The sequence below is a fragment of the Micromonospora sp. BL4 genome (assembly GCF_003667505.1).
In the GTDB taxonomy this organism is placed as follows: Bacteria; Actinomycetota; Actinomycetes; order Mycobacteriales; family Micromonosporaceae; genus Micromonospora.
In genome coordinates this window covers 1-21,319 of sequence record NZ_RCVJ01000105.1, presented here as the reverse complement: position 1 = coordinate 21,319, position 21,319 = coordinate 1, and the positions used below count along the sequence as shown (strand labels likewise).

Sequence of the window (21,319 nt, the reverse complement as noted above, 5' to 3'; positions counted from 1 at the left end):
GTCGCCGGGCGGGCGGGTCTGCGGGTCGGCGGTGCGGACCGACCGGGCTTCCGGTCGGGCAGGACGGTTCCGGGGTGTGCCGACGGGCGGCAGTTCCCCTTGAGGTGCTGGTCCAATGCGCTCACAGGCACGGGGGCCTCCTCGGGCTGAGGGGTGTCGACTCACGGCAAATGGGGTGAGCCGACCCGAGTGATGATAGGGCCAACGTCACCCGCGCGTGGCAAGTCCGTTACACAGGGCGGAAGTATTTCCCCCTCCGTCGCACCGTCGGCGGACCGGTTGTCCGTCGTGTGCGATTGACTTTGGAGCGGCGCGGTGATCCAGGGTGGAACCCCTGGTCGAGGGCGCATTGCCCATTCGGCTGACCCGTCCCGTCCGGTGGTCGGCGCGACCCGGCCGAACCGGCGGGGCGTGGCGTCGCCCGTCCCATCGACGGGACGTGATCGGATCGCCGGTGGCACAGTGGTCAGTCCCGTGGGCGGGACCTTTCCTGGCGCCGCCGACCGTCCGCCGCCCCGACCGTCGGGCGTGGCCTGGCGCCGCCCGCTGTGCCAGACTCGATCACCGTGCAGGACGCATCGGCAAACACCGAGCCGAACCTCGCCGACCGGGTCCACCGGGCGGCTCTCGACCACGGCGATCGGGCCGCGCTGCACTGGCGCGACCGGACCCTGAGCTGGTCCGAACTGGACGCCGCAGTGGCCTCCACCGCGTACGCGCTGACCGCCGCCGCGCCGCCCGACGATCCGGGCGGTACGCCGCCACGCGTCGCGATCGCACCGCCCAACACCATCGACTTCGTGGTCAGCTGGCTCGGCGCCCTGCGCGCCGGACTCGTCGCGGTTCCGGTCAACCCCGGCTTCACCGCCCCGGAACTGCGGCACGTGCTCGCCGACTCCGGCGCCTCGGTGCTGATCGGCACCGAGCGGGTCCGGGGCCTGGTCGCCGAGGTGGCCGCCGAGCTGCCCGCGCTCACCGCCGTGCACGGCACGCCCCCACGGTCCGCCGTCGACGCGCCCGAGCCGCCGACGCGCCCGCGCCGGGGTGGCGCAGACCTGGCCGTACTGCTCTACACCTCAGGCACCGAGGGCCGTCCCAAGGGCGCGATGCTCTCGCACCGCGCCCTGCTGGCGAACCACGAGCAGGTCGACCGGATCGAGCCGCCGGTGGTCGGCCCGGGGGACACGGTGCTCCTGGCCCTGCCGCTGTTCCACGCGTACGGGCTCAACTCGGGGCTCGGCGCGGTCGTCCACCATGGCGCGACCGGCGTGCTGCTCGACGAGCCGGGGCCCACGGCGGGGCTCGACGAGATCGCCCGGCACCGGGTCACCGTGCTGGTCGGCGTACCGTCGATGTTCCTGGCCTGGGCCGGCGCGGCGGAGCTCCGGGCGGCGACCGCCTCCGTCAGGGTGGCGGTCTGCGGCGCGGCGCCGCTGGAGCCGGCGGTCGCGGCGCGCTTCACCGAGGCGACCGGTCATCCGGTGCACGTCGGGTACGGCCTCACCGAGACCGCGCCGGTGCTCACCTCCACCCTGGTCGGCGGCGTGGCCAAGGCCGGCTCGATCGGCCGGCCGCTGCCCGGCGTGCGGCTGCGCCTGGTCGGCGCCGACGGCACGGACCTCTGGCGCGACGGCCTGGCCGTCCCCGACGAGGACCCGGATGAGCTGGACATCTCCGACGTGGCGCCGGGCACCGACCCGGGGCAGATCGTCGTAGCCGGGCCCAACCTCTTCACCGGCTACTGGCCCGACGGCCGGGACGGCCCGGACGCCGACGGCTGGTGGGGGACCGGCGACGTGGCGTACGCCGACGAGGACGGCGACCTCTTCCTGGTCGACCGGCTCGGCGAGCTGATCCTGGTCAACGGGTTCAACGTCTATCCGCGCGAGGTCGAGCTGGTGCTCTCCGGACACCCCGGGGTGGCCGAGTCGGCCGTACTGGGTGTGCCGCATCCCCGGACCGGCGAGACTGTCCGGGCGTACGTGGTGCCGGCGCCGGGGCGGCAGGTGACCGGCGAGGAGCTGCTCGCCCATTGCGCGCGGAACCTGGCCCGGTTCAAGTGCCCGACCGTGGTCGACTTCGTCGACGCCCTGCCGCACTCGGCGATCGGCAAGGTACGCAAGACCCAGCTCCGGTCGGCGACGCCGGCCGACCCGCCGGCGAACGCCGACACGCGCACGGAGGTAACCGATGTCCACTGACGCCCGGCTCGCCCTGATCACCCGCCCCGGCTGCCACCTGTGCGACGACGCCAAGGCGGCGCTCGACCGGGTGGTGGCGGTCACCGGGGACAAGTGGGTCGAGTGGGACGTCACCGCCGACGAGGGGCTGGAGCGGGAGTACGGGGACCGGCTGCCGGTGGTGCTGCTCGACGGCAAGGAGCACGGCTACTGGCGCGTCGAGGAGGAACGGCTGCTGCGGGACCTGACCACGCCGCAGCTCTGAGCGGTGCCTATGGTGCTCTGATGACCCCTGCGCGCCCCCACCTCGTGTGGGACTGGAACGGCACCCTGCTCAACGACCTCAGCCTGGTGGTCGCGGCCACCAACGCGGCGTTCGCCAGCGTGGGCGGGCCGGCGGTCACCCTGGACGAGCACCGGGTGCGGTTCCGCCGGCCGATCGCCGAGTACTACGCCGAGGTGCTCGGTCAGGCCGTGGACGACGATGAGTTCGGCCGGCTGGACCGGATCTTCCACGACGCGTACCGCAGCGGGTTGACCACCTGCGAGCTGGCCGCCGATGCGCGGACCGCGATGGCGGCGTGGCCCGGCAGCCAGAGCCTGCTCTCCATGTGGTTCCACGAGGAGCTGGTGCCCACCGTGCACACCTACGGGCTGACCGGCCATTTCACGCGGGTGGACGGGTTGCGTGCCGCGGTGGGCGGCGACCGCAAGGCCGAGTCGCTCCAGCGGCACCTGGCCGAGCTGGGCGTGGACGGCAACTCGGTGGTGCTGATCGGCGACTCCATCGACGACGCGGACGCGGCGCTCGCGGTGGGTGGTCGGGCGGTGCTCTACACCGGCGGCTTCACCGACCCGACCCGGCTGCGCGCCTCCGGCCACCCGGTCGCCGACACCCTCACCGACGCCGTGACCCTGGCGCGGGAGGTCAGTTCCGCAGATAGGTGAGCACGGCCAGCACCCGCCGGTGCTGTTCGGTGTCCGGTGGCAGGGTGAGCTTGGTGAAGATGTTGCGCACGTGCTTCTCCACCGCGCCGTCGCTGACCACCAGGGCGCGGGCGATGGCGGTGTTCGAGCGCCCCTCGGCCATCAGGGCGAGCACCTCGCGTTCGCGCGGGGTCAGCTCGCGCAGCGGGTCGTCCCGGCGGCGTCGGGCGAAGAGCTGGCCGACCACCTCCGGGTCGAGCACCGTGCCCCCGGCCGCCACCCGGCGCAGCGCGTCCAGGAACTCGTCGATCGCGGCCACCCGGTCCTTGAGCAGGTAGCCGATCCCGCCGCCGGCGCCACCGGTGGTGGCCAGCAGATCGTCGGCGTACGACACCTCGACGTACTGGGACAACACCAGGATCGGGGTACGCGGCACCAGCCGGCGGGCCTCCACCGCCGCCCGCAGCCCCTCGTCGGTGTGCGACGGGGGCATCCGGACGTCGACGATCGACACGTCCGGCCGGTGGTTCACCACCGCCTCGACCAGCGCGTCGCCGTCCCCCACGGCGGCCACCACCTGGTGCCCGCTCTCGGTCAGCAGCCGTACCAGCCCCTCCCGGAGCAGGACGGCGTCGTCGGCGATCACGATGCGCATGGCTGTGTTGTCTACCACGTCCGGCCCGCCGGTAGGCCTCGGCGCCGCGTCCGGCGGCTCACAGCGGAAGCTCCGCGCGGATCTCGGTGGGCCCGCCGACCGGGCTGACGACGGCCAGTTCACCGCCGGCGGCCCGCACCCGGTCGGCGATGCCGACGAGCCCGTGCCCCTTGGCGAGGTGCGCGCCGCCCTGCCCGTCGTCGCCCACCCGCACCAGGAGATGGTTGCCCTGCCGGGTGAGGGCGACGGTGGCCTCGGTGGCCCGGCTGTGCTTGGCGACGTTGGTCAACGCCTCGGCCACCATGAAGTACGCGGTGTTCTCCACGGCGGGGTCGAGCCGCCCGCCCGGCGTGCCGAGCTGCGGGTCCACCTGGAGCTCGATCGGGATCAGCCCCCGGCCGGCGAGCGCGGCCAGGGCGCTGGGCAGCCCCCGGTCGACCAGGACCGGTGGGGCGATCCCCCGGGACAACGCCCGCAGCTCGGCCAACGTGTCCCGGGTCTGGGCGACCGCCTCGTCGATGGTCCGCCCGGCCGCCTCCGGGTCGGTGGCCAACTGCTGCCGGGCCCGGCTGAGGTCCATCGCCAGCCGGACCAGGCGCTGCTGGGGGCCGTCGTGAATGTCGCGTTCCAGCCGGCGCAGCGCGGACGCCTCGGCGGAGACGGCGGCGCGTTTCTGCTCCTCCAGCACGGTGATCCGGTCCCGCATCTCGGCCACCCCGGTCAGCATGGCCCGGGCGAAGCTGGCCTGGAGCAGCGCGCAGCCCCGGACCACGATCGGCAGGGTGATCAGGAAGAACACCCCGATCGCGGTGGTCAGCCCGATCCGCGCGGTGGTCGAGTCGCCCAGGCCGAGCAGCTGGGCGAGGTCGCTGTCGCCCTCGCCGCGCGGCAGCGTCCAGTCGTACGCCCAGTAGAGCGAGCCGGTCACGGCGGCGGCCCACCAGACCAGTGCCACCACGAACGTGATCACCGACACGATCAGACGCAGCACGCCGTGTGCCACGTCGAGCCAGGACTGGGCGTCCCGCATCGGCACGAAGATCCGCCGCCAGGCGTTCGCCCCCGCCTCCGGCAGCCGGTAGTGCGGCCGGATCCGGGGCTGACGGAGCACCGCTGGTAGCCGCAGGCGCTCGATGTCGGCCAACCCGCGGGCGGCGTACAGGGTGCCGCTGATGATCGGCAGGCCGATCACCGTGACGACCAGCCCGACGCCGACCGCGAGGCCCACGACGAGGACGACGAAGCTGGTCAGGGCCAGGGGGAGGCCGAGCAGCACGTACCCGGAGTCGACGAAGAGCTGGCGGGGGATGCTCGGTGCCAGCGTCGGCTGGTCGCTGGGGGCGGCAACGGCGGTCATGCCCAAAGGCTAGGCAGCGCGGGTCCGCCACCCCATCCCGAAGCCCTGCCTCTCCCCCGTAGTGCTGTCCCTACCCGTCCCGACCCGCCCGCCCGACCTGGGCGCGGGATTGGTCAGAGAAGTCGGGATTGAGCAATAATTGTCCGGGCGGTGCGGGCGGATGCCGGTGGATCGATCTTGCGGAACGGAGGCGCTGGTGGGGTCGCGCCGCGCAGCGACAAGATCGCGATTTGTGCACGTCTTCACAAGCGCCTACTCTCTAGTTCCGACGCGCCCTGCTAGCACAGCCGGCAATCTCGGTCGCCAGCGGGAGTCCATAAGCGGCCGACCAGCAGAGTTGGCCGAGGATCGCACCGCACGGAGTCTCATGAGTCAGCATCGTCACCCAGGCGCGTCCGGCCGCGCCGGTGCCGTACCGGCGCTCCCGGACCTGCCCGAGGCGACCGTCGCTCGGCTCCCGGAGTATCTGCGCGCGCTGCACAACCTCGCCGACGCCGGCCACGAGACGGTGTCCAGCGAGGGCCTCTCCGCCGCCGCCGGGGTCAACTCCGCCAAGCTCCGCAAGGACCTCTCCCACCTCGGCTCGTACGGCACCCGGGGCGTCGGCTACGACGTCGCGCTGCTGATCGAGCAGATCGAGTACGTGCTCGGGCTCACCCAGCGCAGGGCGGTCGCCCTGGTCGGCGTGGGTAATCTCGGTCACGCCCTGGCCGGTTACGACGGCTTCGCCAGCCGGGGCTTCCGCATCGCCGCACTGCTCGACGCCGATCCCTCCCGCGTCGGCGAAGAGATCAACGGCCTGGTGGTCCGGCATGTCGACGAGCTGCCGGCGATCGCCGTGGAGGAGTCCATCGCGATCGGCGTGATCGCCACCCCGGCCGCCGCCGCCCAGCGGGTCGCCGACCAGCTGGTCGCGGTCGGCGTGACGAGCATCCTCAACTTCGCACCGTGCGTACTCTCGGTTCCGGAGGGGGTTGACGTGCGCAAGGTCGACCTCGCCATCGAGCTGCAGATTCTGTCCTTCCACGAGCACCGCAAGGCGTCACTGACCGCGCTTCCCGCCACCGGCGGGTCCGCTCTCACCGCCCTGCCCGGCGGGCTCGCGGCCACCGATACCCAGGAGGCGATCGGCACGTGAAACTGCTCGTCGTCGGCGCGTCCTACCGGACCGCCCCGGTCGCCACGCTGGAGCAACTGGCCGTGCCCCCGGCCGACCTCACCCGCACCCTGGACCGCCTGGTCGCCCAGCCGTACGTGGCCGAGGCGGTGCTCGTCTCCACCTGCAACCGGGTGGAGGTCTACGCCGCCGTGTCCGGTTTCCACGGTGGGCTCGGCGACGTCTGCGCCGTCCTGGCCGAGCAGGCCGGCAGCTCGACGGCGGCGCTCGCCAGCCACCTGTACGTGCACTACGACGCCGCCGCCGTGGACCACGTCTTCCGGGTCGCCACCGGACTGGACTCGATGGTCGTCGGCGAGGCGCAGATCCTCGGGCAGCTGCGCGACGCGTACCACTGGGCCACCGGCGCCGACTCGGCCGGCCGCCTGCTGCACGAGCTGATGCAGCAGGCGCTGCGGGTCGGCAAGCGGGCCCACGCCGAGACCGGCATCGACCGGGCCGGCCAGAGCGTGGTCACCGCCGCGTTGGAGCTGGCCGCCGGGCACCTCGACGGTGATCTCGCCGGCCGCCCCGCCCTGGTTGTCGGGGCCGGCGCGATGGGCTCGCTCGGGGTGGCCACGCTGTCCCGGCTGGGTGCCGGGCCGCTCACCGTGACCAACCGGGGCGCCGACCGGGCCGTGCGGCTCGCCGAGTCGTACGGGGCGGGCGCCGTGCCGATGGCCGAGCTGGCCGACACGCTCTCCACAGTGGACATCGTAGTGGCCGCCACCGCCTCCACCGAACCGGTCCTCACCCGAGCGGTGGTCGGCGCGGCGCTGGCCGAGCGGGACGCCGCCCGGGGCCCGCTGGTCCTGCTCGACCTGGCCGTCCCGCGCGACGTCGAGGAGGGTGTCGTCGACCTCCCCGGGGTCGAGGTGATCGACATCGACCGGATGGCGGCGCTGCTCGCCGACGGTCCGGCCGCCGCGGACGCCGCCGCCGTCGAGCGGATCGTGCTCGGCGAGGTGGAGAGCTTCCTCTCCTGGCTGCGCGGCGCCGATGTGGCACCCACCGTGGCCGCGCTGCGCGGCCGGGCCGACGACGTGGTCACCGCCGAGCTGCGCCGGCTGGCCCAGCGCCGCCCCGACCTCGGTGACGACCTGCGGGCCGAGGTGGCCCGCACGGTGCACCGCGTGGTGCAGCGGCTGCTCCACCAGCCCACCGTCAAGGTCCGCCAACTGGCCGCGGAGCCCGGCGGCGATCAGTACGCGGCCCTGCTGCGCGAGCTGTTCGACCTCCAGGTGCCACAGACCTCGCCGGTGGACACCGTCCCCGACGTGGTGGCACCCGACCTCGGCGCGGTGTTCACCGGCACCGACCCGCTGCTCGGCGCGGACGCCACCGACCCGATCCCGCCCACCGGAGGTGCGCGATGACCGCCCCCCTACGCCTCGGCACCCGGGGCAGCGCCCTGGCGATGGCCCAGTCCGGCCAGGTCGCCGAGGCGTTGACCGCCGCCACCGGCCGCCCGGTCGAGCTGGTCGAGGTGATCACCGCCGGCGACCGCTCCAACGCGCCGGTGCACCGGCTCGGTGTCGGGGTGTTCGTCTCCGCGCTGCGCGACGCGCTGACCGCCGGGACCATCGACTTCGCGGTGCACTCCTACAAGGATCTCCCCACGGCCACCGCCGGCGGGCTGCACATCGCGGCGGTGCCGGCCCGGCAGGACCCACGCGACGCGCTGATCGCCCGCGACGGTCGGACGCTCGCGGAGCTGCCGCCCGGTGCCACCGTGGGCACCGGTGCGCTGCGCCGGATCGCCCAGCTGCACGCGCTCGGGCTGCAACTGGAGGTCACCCCGATCCGGGGCAACGTGGACACCCGCCTGGCGCGGGTGCTCGGCCCCGACGCCGACCTCGACGCCGTCGTGCTGGCCCGGGCCGGGCTGGCCCGACTGGGCCGGGCCGACGTGATCACCGAGACGTTGGACCCGATGCTGATGCTGCCCGCGCCCGCCCAGGGCGCGCTGGCCGTGGAGTGCCGGGTCGACGACCAGGACCTGGTCGAGCTGCTCGCGGTGCTCGACCACGCACCGTCGCACGCCGCCGTCACCGCGGAGCGCGCGTTGCTCGCCACCCTGGAGGCCGGGTGCAGCGCACCCGTCGCCGCCTATGCGGAACTCGCCGAAGGTGACGCCGGCGATGAGATCTACCTGCGCGGGGCGGTGATCAGCCCGGACGGCACTCGTGACCTCCGGCTGTCCCGCACCGGAACGCCCGCCGACGCGGCGGAGATCGGTAAGGCACTCGCCGCCGAACTCCTCGAACTCGGCGCCGACTCGATCCTCGGCCACGAAGGACACACCGGCTCGGGGACCCAGCAATTTGGGAGCACAGAATGACCCGCACCCGTAAGCCCGTCGGCCGTATCGCGTTCGTCGGGGCTGGCCCCGGCGACCCGGGCCTGCTGACCCGTCGGGCGCACGACGCCCTGGTCGACGCCGACCAGGTGATCTACGACCGGGGAGTCCCGGAGTCGTTGCTCGCCGTCGTCCGCGCCGAGGCCAGGGACGACGCCGAGTTCACCCCGGCCGAGGGCGCGCCGGGGGACGTGGCGAAGGTGCTGATCTCCGCGGCCCGGTCCGGGTTGAACGCGGTGCACCTGGTCGCCGGCGACCCGTTCGGCCACGACTCGGTGGTCAAGGAGGTGCAGGCGGTGGCCCGCACCGCCGCGCACTTCGAGGTGGTGCCCGGGGTCGGTCAGGCCGAGGGCGTGGCCACCTACGCGGGGGTCCCGTTGCCGGGCGTGCGTACCGCCGCCGACGTCGAGGACGTCAGCGCGCTGGACTTCGACGCGCTGGCCGCGGCCGTCGGCCGGGGCTCGCTCGCCGTCGCCGTGGACGCCGGCGACCTCGCCGCCGTCCGGGACGGGCTTTTGGCCGCCGGGGTGGACGGCACCACCGGCGTCGGGGTGACCGGCGACGGCACCGGTGAGACCCAGTACACGACCACGTCGACCGTCGACAGCTTCGTGGCCGCCGCGCTCGGCTTCACCGGCCGGGTGGTGCTCACCGTCGGCGTCGGTGTGGGCCAGCGGGACAAGCTGAGCTGGTGGGAGAACCGCCCGCTGTACGGCTGGAAGGTGCTGGTACCGCGGACCAAGGAGCAGGCCGGCGTGATGAGCGCCCGGCTGCGCGCGTACGGGGCGATCCCGTGCGAGGTGCCGACCATCGCGGTCGAGCCGCCGCGTACCCCGGCGCAGATGGAGCGGGCGGTCAAGGGCCTGGTCGACGGCCGCTACGCCTGGGTCATCTTCACCTCGGTGAACGCGGTCCGCGCGGTCTGGGAGAAGTTCGCCGAGCACGGCCTGGACGCCCGGCACTTCGGTGGCGTCAAGATCGCCTGCATCGGTGAGGCGACGGCGGACGCGGTTCGCGCGTTCGGCATCCAGCCGGAGCTGATCCCCGCCGGGGAACAGTCCTCCGAGGGGCTGCTGGCCGAGTTCTCGCCGCACGACGAGATCCTCGACCCGGTGGGCCGGGTGCTGCTGCCGCGCGCCGACATCGCCACCGAGACGCTCGCCGCCGGGCTCACCGAGCGCGGCTGGGAGGTCGACGACGTGACCGCGTACCGGACGGTCCGGGCCGCGCCGCCGCCCGCCGAGATCCGGGACGCGATCAAGTCGGGCGGGTTCGACGCGGTGCTCTTCACCTCGTCCTCCACGGTGCGGAACCTGGTCGGCATCGCGGGGAAGCCGCACGCCCGGACGGTTGTTGCCGTCATTGGGCCCAAGACGGCGGAGACCGCGACGGAGTTCGGTCTGCGGGTCGACGTCCAGCCGCCGCACGCCTCGGTGCCCGATCTGGTGGAGGCGCTCGCCGCCTACGCCGTCGAGCTGCGCGAGAAGCTTGCCGCCATGCCGGCGAAGCAGCGTCGCGGGTCGAAGGTGCAGGGGCCGACCGCCCTGCGCTTCCGGTAGTCGTTCGAGGAGGGCCTGCCATGTCGTACCCCGAGAGCCGTCCCCGCCGGCTGCGCCGCACCCCGGCGATCCGCCGGCTGGTCTCCGAGACCCGGGTCGACCCGGCCGAGCTGGTCGTGCCGATGTTCGTCAAGGAGGGGCTGACCGAGCCCCGGGCCATCAGGTCGCTCCCGGGGGTGCTCCAGCACTCCCGGGACTCGCTGCGCAAGGCGGCGGCCGAGGCGGTCCAGGCCGGTGTCGGCGGGATCATGCTCTTCGGTGTGCCGGAGCATCGGGACCCGACCGGCTCCGGTGGCATCGACCCGAACGGCATCCTGAACGTCGCCATCCGGGACGTGGTGGCCGAGGTGGGCGACGACACGGTCGTGATGAGCGACCTGTGCCTGGACGAGTTCACCTCGCACGGGCACTGCGGCCTGCTCACCCCGAGCGGCGACGTGGACAACGACGCCACTCTGGAGGCGTACGCCGAGATGGCGGTGGCCCAGGCCGACGCCGGGGTCCACATGGTCGGGCCGTCCGGGATGATGGACGGCCAGGTCGGCGTGGTGCGACGGGCGCTCGACGCCGCCGGGCACCAGGACGTGACCGTGCTGGCGTACGCCGTGAAGTACGCCTCCGCCTTCTTCGGCCCGTTCCGGGAGGCGGTGGAGTCGGCGCTGGAGGGCGACCGGCGCAGCTACCAGCAGGACCCGGCCAACGTGCGGGAGTCGCTGCGCGAGGTCGCGCTCGACGTCGCCGAGGGCGCCGACCTGGTGATGGTCAAGCCGGCGCTGCCCTATCTCGACGTGGTGTCGGCGGTGCGGGCCGCGGTGGACGTCCCGGTCGCCGCCTACCAGGTCTCCGGTGAGTACGCGATGGTCGAGGCGGCCGCCGCGAACGGCTGGATCGACCGGGAACGCGTGATGCTGGAGACGCTCACCTCGATCAAGCGGGCCGGCGCGCAGGTCATCCTCACCTACTGGGCCGTCGAGGCCGCCCAGCTCCTGCGCGAGCGTTACTGAGCCCAGGCTCGACTCCGGCCGCGCCGTCCCGCCGCATGCCGGGGCGGGCGGCATCGGTTCACGCGCGTCCAGGCGCGGTCCTGACCCCGTTGCCCCCCCGCAGGTGAACGGGCGACGCGGTAGCGGGTGCCCGCACGTCCGGACGTGTGGATCCAGCGGTAATGCCGGCTCGCGGAGCGTAACCATTCGATGACCCCTCACCACCCCGCTCCCCGCCTTTGCTCTGCACCCACGACGGCGACGGTTACCCTCCGCTATCGGTGCATATCGAACTGCAGAGCAAAGGGTGTGTGAAGGTGGGGTTCGGGTCCGCCGGCCGGGACCGTGGTTCCCCTGGTTGAGCCGGGGTTGTGCCTGGTGTGATGTTCCGGCTTGAGGTGGCAGCGGGACGACCTGCTACGCGGTGTGGCGGCGGCACCGTCGGATGCCGCGAGCACGGAAGGTGATCTGCCGGCCATGGACGTTGTCCACAGGCCAGCTCGTTGTCCACAGGCGCGGTATCCGGGATTGCGGTCAGCTCCACCGGGCGGGACGGTGGCGGCATGAGCGATTCGTCAGCCTCATCCGAGCCGGTGCTGATCACCGAGCCTTCCGACGCGCCCTGGCCGGCCGCCGGCATCGTCCGTGCGGTCCGCCGTCGGGCCGATCTGAGCCAGCGCGAGCTGGCGCGGTGGGCGGGTGTGCACCACGCCACCATCGGCCGGATCGAGGCCGACCGCATGGTGCCGAGCATTGTCCTGCTCCGGCGCATCATCAGTGTGGTCGGCTACCGGCTGGCCGTGGTGGACGAGTTCGGCCGGGTGCTGAAACCGATGCTGGACTGGCAGGACACGCTCAACGGCGCGGAGCGTCGCTACCCGTCGCACCTGGACACCATCCTCGACCCCGAGCCGGGCGAGTGGTGGGCGGACATCTACGGGCTGGCCCGCCCGCCGGAGACGTTCTACCGCGACAGGGCAGTTCGAGACGCGATGCGGAGGCGCAGCCAGTGGGAGGTGCGGGTGGCCCGACACCGGCACCTGCCCCGACCGCCCTGGCCCCCGCGCGGGGTCCTCTGACCTTGGCGTGAGCGAGGCCCGCCGATCCGGAACGGATCGACGGGCCTCGCCGGGAGCGCGTGACGTCAGTCGTCGTTGGTGATCGTCCCGACTTCGAGCGGGTCGGCCAGCCGCAGGCCAGGCACGCCGGCCACCACCAGAGTCAGCTTCTCGTCCGACTCGCGCCTGCGGTCACCGCGCACCGTCACCGGGAACGCCACCGACGTCTGCCCGGCCGCCAGCACCTTGCATCCGGCGTACGCGTCGAAGTCCGAGCCCGCCTGCGCTGTGAGGCCGACGGTGGCGGCGCAGATCAGCACCGGCTGGGACAGCGGCCGGGACACGGTGGCGGTGAAGGTCAGCTGCCGGTTGCCCTTGTCGCCCTCGGCCACGGTCGCGTCGGTGACGGTCAGCGACGCGCGGGACCGGAACCGGGCCACCTGCGGGTCGTGGTCGCTGGAACCCCGCGACCCGTCCCCGCTGAACTCCGCCGGCCAGTCCGCGTTGATGTGCGCCGCCCGCACCTGCACCAGGTCGCCGTAGAGCGCGTCGTTGACGAACAGGTGGTCGAGCGTCTGCGCCTGCCCCTCGAAGCTGTACGAGTAGGCGGAGGAGGGAACGTCCGCGACCAGGTTGTCCCACAGGTTGTGCAGGCCCGCCTCGTAGAGCGGGGCGAGCTGGTCCGACGGGGTGGGCTGGCTGCCCGTCGCGATCGGATCGTCCGGGCGGGGGAAGACGTTCAGGTCCCCGCCGTAGACCACCCGGGCGTTCTGGTCGGCCGCCTCGATCGCGGTGACGATCGCCGCGCCGTACGCCGCCTGCTCCCGACGCTGCCCGATCCGGCTTTCCGGGCCGGAGGAGTAGTGGTTGCTGAGCGCGTACAGGGTGAACCGCTCGGTCGAGCCGGGCGTCGCCGCCACGTTGAACTTGCCCAGCTGCGGTGCACGGGTGAAGACGTTGTTCCCGTCCCGGCCTGTCGAGGTGTCCACGTCGGACGGCAGCACCGCGTTGAGCGCCTTCGGGTTCTGCACGTCCGCGTTGGCCGGCAGCCCCGGGGCGCGGTACTGGACGGTCGGCGCCGAACCCAGCAGCGGGTCGGTCGCCGTCGCGGCAGCCAGCGACAACCGGTCGGTGCGGTACAGGAAGGCGGCGGTGATGCCGCGGGCGTCCGCGCCGGTCCGGTCATAGGCAGCGGCGTACGCCGGGCCGCCGGCCGCCGCCACCGCGAGCGCCAACTCCTGGATGCTGTCCGGGGCGCCGTCGGCGTTGTCCGTGTCGCCGCAGGCCAGCGCCGCCCCGGACACCGTGCAGATGTCCTGGTCCTCGGCCTCCTGCACCAGGATCAGGTCCGGCGCGTGCAGGTCCTTGACGATCTGGTCGGCGAGCGCGCCGAGGTGCTCGCGGTAGTCGGCCTCGCCGCTCGGCACGTAGTCGAACGGGGGGCTGACGCCCGGGCAGCCGGCGTTACCGGCGAAGTCGCAGCCGTCGAAGGGGTCGTCCCGGTAGTCGTACAGGTTCTCCACGTTGTAGGTGGCGACCGCCACCTCCTGCGACCGGTCGGCCGGCTTCGGCGGGTTGTTCTTCGACGGGTCGGCCCCGGCGTCGAACTCGGCCCGCTCGACCTGGACGCCGTACTTCTCGAACGAGTAGTAGACGCCGCCCACCGCGTCGGCGCGCAACGTGTCGAAGGTGTGCGCCGGCGGGAGCAGCGCGGTGCTGTCCCCGGCGGTCGCCTTCACGCCCATGCTGCCGAGCAGCACCCGCTGGCCGTTGCCGTCGTCGAAGCGACGGGTCGGGTCGTTGTCCAACGGGTGGGAATCCCGGAACACCCGCCGGGCGTACGGGTCGGTGCGGTCCAGCAGCGGGTCGTCCCGGTCGATCACCCACAGCTCGGCGTCGGCGGTCGAGGAGAAGACGTCCCGGCCGCTCACCGCGCCGCTGCCCGCGCGCACCCGCAGCCGGGCGCCCTCGTGCCGCTCCCAGAAGCGCTGCGCGTCGGTCAGCTCGGCCGGCGGGGCCGCGTCGGTCACCGCGACGGCGGTGGCCACGTCCAGGCCGGTGGCGATCCGGCGGACCAGCGAGGCACCGGAGAGCTGGGTGAAGTTGAAGTACTCCGAGACCCGGGCGCGGAGCACCACCTCGTCGCCGACCGTCGGCACGTAACCACCGATCAGCGAGGTGAACGTGCCCATGAACACGAAGATGCCGTCGGAGCTGGTGGGGTCGCCGTCGGTGTCGCCGGTGCGGCTCTGCAGGAAGAACCCGTGCTGCTCCGCCCCGGCCGAGGTGCGGGCCAGGGTCAACTGGGTGATCACGCCGCGTACGTCGTACAGCGTGCTGCTGGTGCCGTTGCCGCTCGCCGGTGCGAGTGGCGAGCGGTCGGCCGGGCCGGACTCGGCGTCGGTGGTCGGGCCCTGTACCTCGCCGACGGTCAGCTCCCGGGTCACCTGCACGGCCAGCGCGCAGCTGGCGGTGCCGCCGCCCGCGTCGGTCGCGGTGACCGTGACGGTGTACGCCCCGGCGGCGAGGTCGGCGCTCGCGCCGACCGTGGCGCGAGCGGTGCCACCCACCCCTTCGGCCGGGGTGACCGCGGTGCGGGTGATCGAGCCGGTGGCCGGCGTCGGGCTGACCGCGGTCACCGCCAGGTCGACGATCGTGTCGTCCGGGTCGGTGGCGGTGACCTCGCGGGTCGCCGCCGTGCCCGCGGCGGTGACCAGCGGCCCGCCGCAGGTCAGCGTGGCCGGCGCGTCGACCGGACCACCGCCGTCCACGGTGTGCGCGCCGAGCCCGTCGACGGTGTCGACCGGGAAACCGGCCCACTGCGCGGCGGGGTCGAACGCGTCCGACGGGTCGGTGTCACCGGAGGTCACGGCGGGCAGCCGGCGCAGGGTGTTGTCGGCCGTGCTGGTGGCGCCGGCGCCCCACTCGGTGCCCGGGTCGACGCCCACCTGGCCGATCGAGTCGAGCACGGTCGCGCCTCGGCGCAGCACGATCGCGTCGTCGCCGTTGAACAGGCTCGCCCCGGTCGTCTGGTCGGCCTGGGCGAGGATGGCGGACCCGGCCGAGGCGCTGGCGAACACGAACGCGTCGCCGGCGGCCACCGTCCCGGTCAGCGCGATGGTGGTGGCCGTGCCGGAGCCGTTGAAGTAGAGCTGGAGCTGGTAGCCGCCGGCGGTGAGGTCGACGGCGCCACCGGTGCCGTTGAACAGCTCGATCGCCTTGTTGTTCGACGAGCCTTCGACGTACTCCGAGATGAACAGGTCGGTGGGCGCGGCGCTGGCCGCGGTGGGTGCGACGCCGAGGGCCGTGACGGTCACGGCGACGGTGGCGGTCGCGAGCGCGGCGATTGTGCGGCGCGGGCGCATAGGGCCTCCACGATGGGTGGATGGGAGTCAACGCACGTTAAGGTGCGCGACTGTCCACCGTCCATCCCCCATTGGACAGTTTCGTGAATTCCCTCAGCGTGGTTGGTCGATCCGGTGCACCAGCTCGGCGATGTCGACGCTGTATTCGCACCAGTCCCGGTCGGGCCGATAGCCCAGCTCCGCGTTGACCTTGAGCATCGCCTCGTTGGCCTGCGCGTTCCAGGTCTGCACCTCAGCCAGCTCCGGCTCGGCGGAACGCAGCTCCAGCAGCATCCGGGCCTTGATCGCCCGATCGATGCCGTAGCCCCGGTGGTCCTGCGCGACGATCGTGTCGTACTGGTCGGCGCGTGTCGGGTGCTGTGCCGGCACCACCACCTCGGTCAGGCCGGCGACCTCGCCGCTCTGCTCGTGCCGAGCCAGCACGATGTACGGCTTCATGCCCCGCCGGTGCAGGGTGTCCAGGCTGTCCCGCAGTCGCTGCGGGTCGTAGGAGCTGGGGCGCAGCTCGCCGTCGTCGACGTCGCGCACCTCCGCCTTGGCCCGGGCGTACGCCTCGATCAGGTCGTCCGGCGGACCGCCGGGGAAGAACTCCAGGTGGTAGCCCGCACCGATGCCGGTGGCCATCCCGGCCAGCTCGGTCCAGTCGACCGTGGCGAGGTCGAGCACGCTGCGCGTCTCCACGTACTCCCGGGTGAAGCCGAGCGACTCGTAGAAGCCCACCGCCGGCGTGTCGCCGACCACCTCGACCCCGATCGACCGGAAGCCCTCCTGGTAGACCCGGCGGGCGGCGCGCAGCACCAGGTCGCGGCCCAGCCCGCCGCGCCGCACGGACGGGTGCACCAGCACCTCGAGCACACCGATGTCGCCCAGCAGCAGCACGTGGACCTGGCCGAGCACCGTGCCCGGGTCGCCGGGGGCGGTCGGCTCGGCCTGGGCGATCCAGGAGAGTCGCCGCTCACCGGGCATCACCTCGGCGAGGTATTCGCGCAGGGAGTCCTCCCGCCAGGGCGGGTCCTGCGGCAGATCGACCGCCAGAACCGCGTTCAGCGTGTCCAGCAGCGACGCGATCTCGGCGGACGACGCGGTCCTGGGGTCCCACTCGCGCACCATCACCCGTCTAGCTTGCCGCTAACAGCTGCCCGGGGGAAGTGTCCAGTTCTCCAATGTATGCGGACGATCACTTCACGTGCGGCTGGCCCGTCCGTACCGGTTCGCGGTGTCGTAGACGTCCTGGGCGTACCGGCGCACGTCGTTGTACGACAGGATGGCGTTCCACCAGTCGCCCGGAATGCTCAGGTTGCGGTTGTTCTTGCACAGGTAGTTTCCCGCCGCCAGGGCGGCGTCGTCCAGGTCGTGCGGGTCCTTGACGCCGTCGTTGTCCGCGTCGGCGCCGATCTCCTGCCAGGTGGTCGGGATGAACTGCATCGGCCCGATCGCGCGGTCGAACGAGGTGTCCTGGTCGAGCAGCCCGCGGTCGGTGTCGATGATCCGCATCCGGCCGTCCCGACCGTCCAGCGGCAGGCCGATGATCTGCGGCAGCGCCTTGCCGTCCTGCCCCAGCCGAGCGCCGTTGGCCGCGCCGTGCCCGGACTCGACCTGGCCGATCGCGGCCAGCGTGGTCCAGCTCAGCGCGCAGCTGCGGTTGGTCTGGGCGAGCACCAGCTCGGCGTAGCCGTACGCCTGCATGGCCGTCGGTGGGACCCCGACCTTGGCGCCGACCTGCTGCGCCCAGCCGGCCAGGGCGTCCGAGGGTCGCCCGCCGACCGCCGGCCCGGTCGGCAGGCCGCCGCCGGGGAGTGGCCCGGTCGGCAGTCCGCCGGTGGGAAGTGGCCCGGTCGGCTGCCCGCCGGTGGGCACCCCGGACGGCGGCACCGGGGGCGGAACGGCAACGGTCGGCGGAACGGTGGCGTCGACCGCCACCGTCCGGGGCGCGCGGATGGCAGCCGGGACGAGCAGCGCGCCGGCCGCGGCGGTCGCGGCCACCAGTGCGAGCAGGAAGACCCCGGGCAGGGTGAGCCGACCGCTGGGGCGGCGCGCCCAGGCGCGGGTCGCCCGGGCCGCGGTCACCGCCGCCTGACGTGGCGGCAGGCGAAGTGCGTGTGCGAACGGGATCCGCCGCCGGCGGCCCGGGTCGGACTTCGGGGCGTCAGCAGCACCGTCCACCGTGGTCGCCGCCTGGCCTGCCTTGGCGGCATCGACCGGTGGCGCCGATTCCGCATCGCCGGCCGGGGTCTCGGAACCCGGCCCGGCCGACGTGGTCGCGGCGTCCGATCCGGTGGCCGCGTTCGGCGCGGTCGGGGTCGTAGGTGCCGTCGGTGGGTTGGGCGCACCAGTGGGTCCGCCGGTCAGCCAGGGCCGGCGTGGGCGGGGCACGACCCGTGGGGGCGGATCCGGCGCGGCCCCCGATCCGTCCAGCGGCCCGTCCAGCGGCGCGGCCGGTCGCAACGGTTGCACACGCGTTTTGTCCTCGCCGTCCACCACTCGTCGAGTATCACCCATGTCCCGTTGGACGTCAGGTCCACGTACCCTGGTTGCCATGCCCAGGTACGAGTTCCGCTGCCGCGCCTGCGGCGACACGTTCGAGGTCAACCGTCCAATGGCGGCGGCCGGCGCGCCGGCCACCTGCCCCCAGGGACACGCCGACACGGTCAAACTTCTCTCCGCGGTCGCGGTCACCGGTCGGGGCGCGGGTGGCGGGGCCGCGGCCCCGACCGGGGGCGGCTGCTGCGGCGGTGCCTGCGGCTGCTGATCCGGCCAGTTCGCAGCCGCTTGGTGGGCCGCCCTTGCCGGGAACGGGTCCGAGTGGCACCTTGAGGCGGCACGTGCCCGGCCGTTCTCACGATGTGTGACCGCTCGGACTCAGGCAGCATGAACCCGACGTCACGGGCGGAGGTTCCACGCATGTCGCCACGGATCCAGCTCCCGAGCGGTTGGGTGACCTTCGTGTTCACCGACATCGAGGGCTCGACCCGGCTGGCCCAGCTGCTCGGCCCGGACTACCGCCCGGTGCTCGCCGAGCACCGACGGCTGCTACGCCGGACGCTGGCCAGCACCGGCGGCGCGGAGCTGCTGACCGAGGGCGACTCGTTCTTCCTGGCCTTCGACGACGCCGCGGCGGCGTTGACCGCCTGCCTGACCGCCCAGCGCGCGCTGGCGAACCATGACTGGCCGACCGTTGAAGCGACGCCTCGGGTGCGGATGGGCCTGCACACCGGCTACGCCGAGCCGCGCGACGGGGAGTACGCCAGCCCCGAGGTGCACCGGGCGGCCCGGGTGGCCGCCGCCGCGCACGGCGGGCAGGTGCTCTGTTCGGCGTCCACCGCCCGCCGGGCGGAGCCGCTGCCACCGGGTGCCACCCTGCTCGACCTGGGCCTGCACCGGCTGCGCGGCTTCGACGACCGGGAACGACTGTTCCAGCTGGTCGCGCCCGGGCTGGAGCGGCAGTTCCCCCGCCCCCGCACCGCCGACGCGGTGGCGCACAACCTGCCGACCCAGGTGACCTCGTTCGTCGGCCGGCAGGCCGAGCGGGCCGAGCTGGGCCGGCTGGTGGAGGAGCACCGGCTGGTCACCGTGCTGGGCGCGGGTGGGGCGGGCAAGACCCGGCTCGCCGTGGAGCTGGCGAGCGGGGTGGTCGAGGCGTACCCGGACGGGGTCTGGTTCGTCGACATCGCCGCGGTGACCGACCCGGGGTTGGTGGCGTTCGCCATCGCCGCGGTGCTCGGGCTGCGACCCGAGCCGGGCCGGCCGATGGTGGACACGCTGGTCGAGTACGCCGCCGGCCGCCGGATGCTGGTCGTGTTGGACACCTGCGACACCCAGCCGGCCGCCTGCGCGGAAGTCATCTCGCGCCTGCTCTCCGGCGGTGGCGGTGCGCGGGTGCTGGCCACCAGCCGCGAGTCGTTCAGCCTGCCCGGTGAGGTGGTGTGGCGGATCCCGCCGCTCTCGGTCGACCCGAGCGTGGACGGCGTGGAGAGCGACGCGGTGGCGCTGTTGCTGGACCGTACGGCGGCCGCGCGCGGCGGGCGGCAACCGGACCCGGCCGAGTCGGCCGACCTGCGTCGCGTGGTGCAGCGGCTGGACGGTCTGCCGCTCGCCATCGAGCTGGCCGCCGCCCGGTTGCGGGTGCTCTCGGTCGGTCAGCTCGCCGAGCGGCTGGACGACGTGCTCGGCACGCTGGACGCCGGCCGGGAGGACCCGGAGCCGCCGCCGGTGGAGCGGGGCTGGTCGGGGAACCAGCAGGACACCGTGGACCTGGTGGCCGCGGCGGCCGGCGCGTCGCCGCCCACTCCGGCGAGCAGGGCGGTGCAGCGTTCGGCGACCGAGCGGCACCTGACGATGCAGGCGACCGTCACCTGGTCGTACCGCACGCTGGGGCCGCGGGCCGCCCGGCTGCTGCGCTGGCTGGCGGTCTTCGCGGGGCCGGTGGACCTGGCGACGGTGGAGTGGCTGCTGGGCGACGATCCGTTGGATCCGCTCTCGGTGCTGGTGGACAAGTCGATGGTGCTGGCCGAGCCGCGGGCCGCCGGCAGCACGTACCGGATGCTCGACCCGATCCGGGCGTACGCCGCGCGGCGGCTGGCCGAGGCGGGCGAGGAGCAGGCTGCCCGGGACCGGCACGTGGCCTGGTCGGCGCACGCGCTGGAGCGGGCTCACCTGGGCCCGGACGGCCGACCGGTGACGCTGTCGCTCTACGCCCTCGACCCGCTGGCCGGGGAGCTTCGGTCCGCGCTGCGCTGGTGCGCCACCGGTGGCAGCGCCCGCGCCGGCCTCCGCCTGGCCGGCGGCCTGGACCAGTGGTGGCGTGAGCGTGGGCTGGCCCGGGAGGGGCGGCTCTGGCTGTTCCGGCTGTACGGGCGGATCGCCGAGACGGGGGAGCAGATCCCGGAGGCCGAGCTGGCGGCGGCGTACCACATGCACTCGCTGCACGCGGGTGCGGACGGCGAGTTCGCCGAGGAGCTGCGCTTCTCCCAGCGGGCGGAGGCGGCCGCCCGGCAGGCCGGTGACGCCGGTCTGCTGGCCCGGGTGCTCGCCGGGCGGGCCGCGCCGCTGGTCGACATGGGCCAGTTCGTCGAGGCCGAACGGGTGTGCCGGGAGGTCATCGACTGGGCGCACGGGCAGGACGTGGTCGGCGAGGCGCTGTTCGCGGTGTTCAGCCTGGCTGAGCTGCTGTGGCGCAGGGGCGCGCTGGAGGAGGCGGCGGACCTGCTGGGTGCGGTCCGTCCGGTGGAGGCGGCCCGGCCGGTGGAGCGGGGCCGGCGTTCGGTGGACATGCTGCTCGGCATGGTCGCGCTGGCCCGGGGCGATGTGATCGCGGCGCATGAGCACCTGCTGGTGGCGTTGCGCTCCCGGATGGGCCACGGCTACCACGGCCGGGCGTGCGACACGCTGAACGCGATCGCGGTGCGCTGCGCGATCGGTGGGGACCGGTTGACCGCGGCTCGGCTGTTCGGGGCGGCGCAGGCCACCCGGGCCAGCATGCGGTCCACGCCGGGGATCTACGGCGGCTACTGGGACGACCAGCAGGCGGAGCTGCGCGGGGTGGTGGGTGACGCGGCCTTCGACGACGCGTACGGCGAGGGCGCAGAGTTGGGGTTGGACGAGGCGGCGGCGCTGGCGCTCGACGTGGAGCACCCCGACCTGGCAGCGGATTCAACCCGCTTCAGCACAGGCCTGTCCCAGCCCACCCCCCGCCGCCCGGAACAGGCCCAGGTCGGCCACCA

At 73.7% G+C, this 21,319-nt stretch carries 16 protein-coding genes; 11 read left to right on the top strand and 5 right to left on the bottom strand.

All coding sequences use genetic code 11. From position 1 onward, the window contains the following. Positions 1-566: 566 nt before the first annotated feature. The 3 genes from EAD89_RS10190 to EAD89_RS10180 are packed head-to-tail and all read left to right on the top strand — an operon-like array spanning position 567 to position 3,128. The gene (locus tag EAD89_RS10190) at positions 567-2,201 is read left to right on the top strand and encodes an AMP-binding protein (protein ID WP_121675599.1); all 1,635 of its coding nucleotides are present in this window, start codon (positions 567-569) and stop codon (positions 2,199-2,201) included. Beyond that, positions 2,191-2,445: a glutaredoxin family protein gene (locus EAD89_RS10185; protein ID WP_121653597.1), complete on the top strand. Its 255-nt coding sequence runs from the start codon at positions 2,191-2,193 to the stop codon at positions 2,443-2,445. The genes EAD89_RS10190 and EAD89_RS10185 overlap by 11 nt, the downstream gene beginning before the upstream one ends. 20 nt (positions 2,446-2,465) lie before the next feature. Then, complete coding sequence (locus tag EAD89_RS10180) at positions 2,466-3,128, top strand: HAD family hydrolase (RefSeq protein ID WP_121675531.1); 663 nt, start codon at positions 2,466-2,468, stop codon at positions 3,126-3,128. Here the strand turns inward: EAD89_RS10180 and EAD89_RS10175 are convergent. Together EAD89_RS10175 and EAD89_RS10170 are read right to left on the bottom strand one after the other, a co-directional pair. Next, positions 3,109-3,762, bottom strand: coding sequence for a response regulator transcription factor (locus tag EAD89_RS10175; RefSeq protein ID WP_121653599.1), 654 nt, complete (start codon positions 3,760-3,762; stop codon positions 3,109-3,111). The genes EAD89_RS10180 and EAD89_RS10175 overlap by 20 nt on opposite strands. Positions 3,763-3,820: 58 nt before the next feature. Continuing rightward, on the bottom strand, positions 3,821-5,119 hold the full coding sequence (locus EAD89_RS10170; protein ID WP_121653600.1) for a sensor histidine kinase: 1,299 nt from the start codon (positions 5,117-5,119) through the stop codon (positions 3,821-3,823). Positions 5,120-5,486: 367 nt separating this feature from the next. On the opposite strand from EAD89_RS10170, the gene EAD89_RS10165 reads away from it, so the two are divergent. The 6 genes from EAD89_RS10165 (at position 5,487) to EAD89_RS10140 (ending at position 12,255) form a co-directional block, all read left to right on the top strand. Further along, the gene (locus EAD89_RS10165; RefSeq protein ID WP_121656839.1) at positions 5,487-6,257 is read left to right on the top strand and encodes a redox-sensing transcriptional repressor Rex; all 771 of its coding nucleotides are present in this window, start codon (positions 5,487-5,489) and stop codon (positions 6,255-6,257) included. After that, a complete protein-coding gene (locus tag EAD89_RS10160; protein ID WP_121656838.1) occupies positions 6,254-7,651 on the top strand; it encodes a glutamyl-tRNA reductase in 1,398 nt (465 codons plus the stop codon). The genes EAD89_RS10165 and EAD89_RS10160 overlap by 4 nt, the downstream gene beginning before the upstream one ends. Continuing rightward, complete coding sequence (gene hemC / locus EAD89_RS10155; protein ID WP_121656837.1) at positions 7,648-8,616, top strand: hydroxymethylbilane synthase; 969 nt, start codon at positions 7,648-7,650, stop codon at positions 8,614-8,616. The genes EAD89_RS10160 and hemC overlap by 4 nt, the downstream gene beginning before the upstream one ends. After that, positions 8,613-10,193 (top strand): uroporphyrinogen-III synthase, encoded by a 1,581-nt coding sequence (locus EAD89_RS10150; RefSeq protein ID WP_121656836.1) that lies wholly within the window; start codon positions 8,613-8,615, stop codon positions 10,191-10,193. The genes hemC and EAD89_RS10150 overlap by 4 nt, the downstream gene beginning before the upstream one ends. A gap of 20 nt (positions 10,194-10,213) precedes the next feature. Beyond that, positions 10,214-11,197 (top strand): porphobilinogen synthase, encoded by a 984-nt coding sequence (gene hemB / locus EAD89_RS10145; protein ID WP_121675530.1) that lies wholly within the window; start codon positions 10,214-10,216, stop codon positions 11,195-11,197. 542 nt (positions 11,198-11,739) lie between these two features. Next, complete coding sequence (locus EAD89_RS10140; RefSeq protein WP_089018844.1) at positions 11,740-12,255, top strand: helix-turn-helix transcriptional regulator; 516 nt, start codon at positions 11,740-11,742, stop codon at positions 12,253-12,255. 65 nt (positions 12,256-12,320) lie between these two features. On the opposite strand, the gene EAD89_RS10135 is transcribed toward EAD89_RS10140, so the two are convergent. From EAD89_RS10135 to EAD89_RS10125, 3 genes are all read right to left on the bottom strand, one after another. Beyond that, the gene (locus EAD89_RS10135) at positions 12,321-15,599 is read right to left on the bottom strand and encodes a lamin tail domain-containing protein (protein WP_121675529.1); all 3,279 of its coding nucleotides are present in this window, start codon (positions 15,597-15,599) and stop codon (positions 12,321-12,323) included. A 93-nt stretch (positions 15,600-15,692) separates the two neighbouring features. Then, the gene (locus EAD89_RS10130) at positions 15,693-16,709 is read right to left on the bottom strand and encodes a GNAT family N-acetyltransferase (RefSeq protein ID WP_121656833.1); all 1,017 of its coding nucleotides are present in this window, start codon (positions 16,707-16,709) and stop codon (positions 15,693-15,695) included. Positions 16,710-16,781: 72 nt separating this feature from the next. After that, entirely contained in the window at positions 16,782-18,080 is a 1,299-nt protein-coding gene (locus tag EAD89_RS10125) for a lytic transglycosylase domain-containing protein (RefSeq protein WP_121675528.1), read from the bottom strand. A gap of 55 nt (positions 18,081-18,135) precedes the next feature. Between EAD89_RS10125 and EAD89_RS10120 the strand changes: the two genes are divergently transcribed. Both EAD89_RS10120 and EAD89_RS30990 read left to right on the top strand, forming a co-directional pair. Next, the gene (locus tag EAD89_RS10120; RefSeq protein ID WP_121675527.1) at positions 18,136-18,348 is read left to right on the top strand and encodes a zinc ribbon domain-containing protein; all 213 of its coding nucleotides are present in this window, start codon (positions 18,136-18,138) and stop codon (positions 18,346-18,348) included. A gap of 152 nt (positions 18,349-18,500) precedes the next feature. Next, positions 18,501-21,319, top strand: a 2,819-nt coding sequence (locus EAD89_RS30990; protein WP_121675526.1) for an adenylate/guanylate cyclase domain-containing protein, incomplete at its 3' end; no start/stop codon positions are given.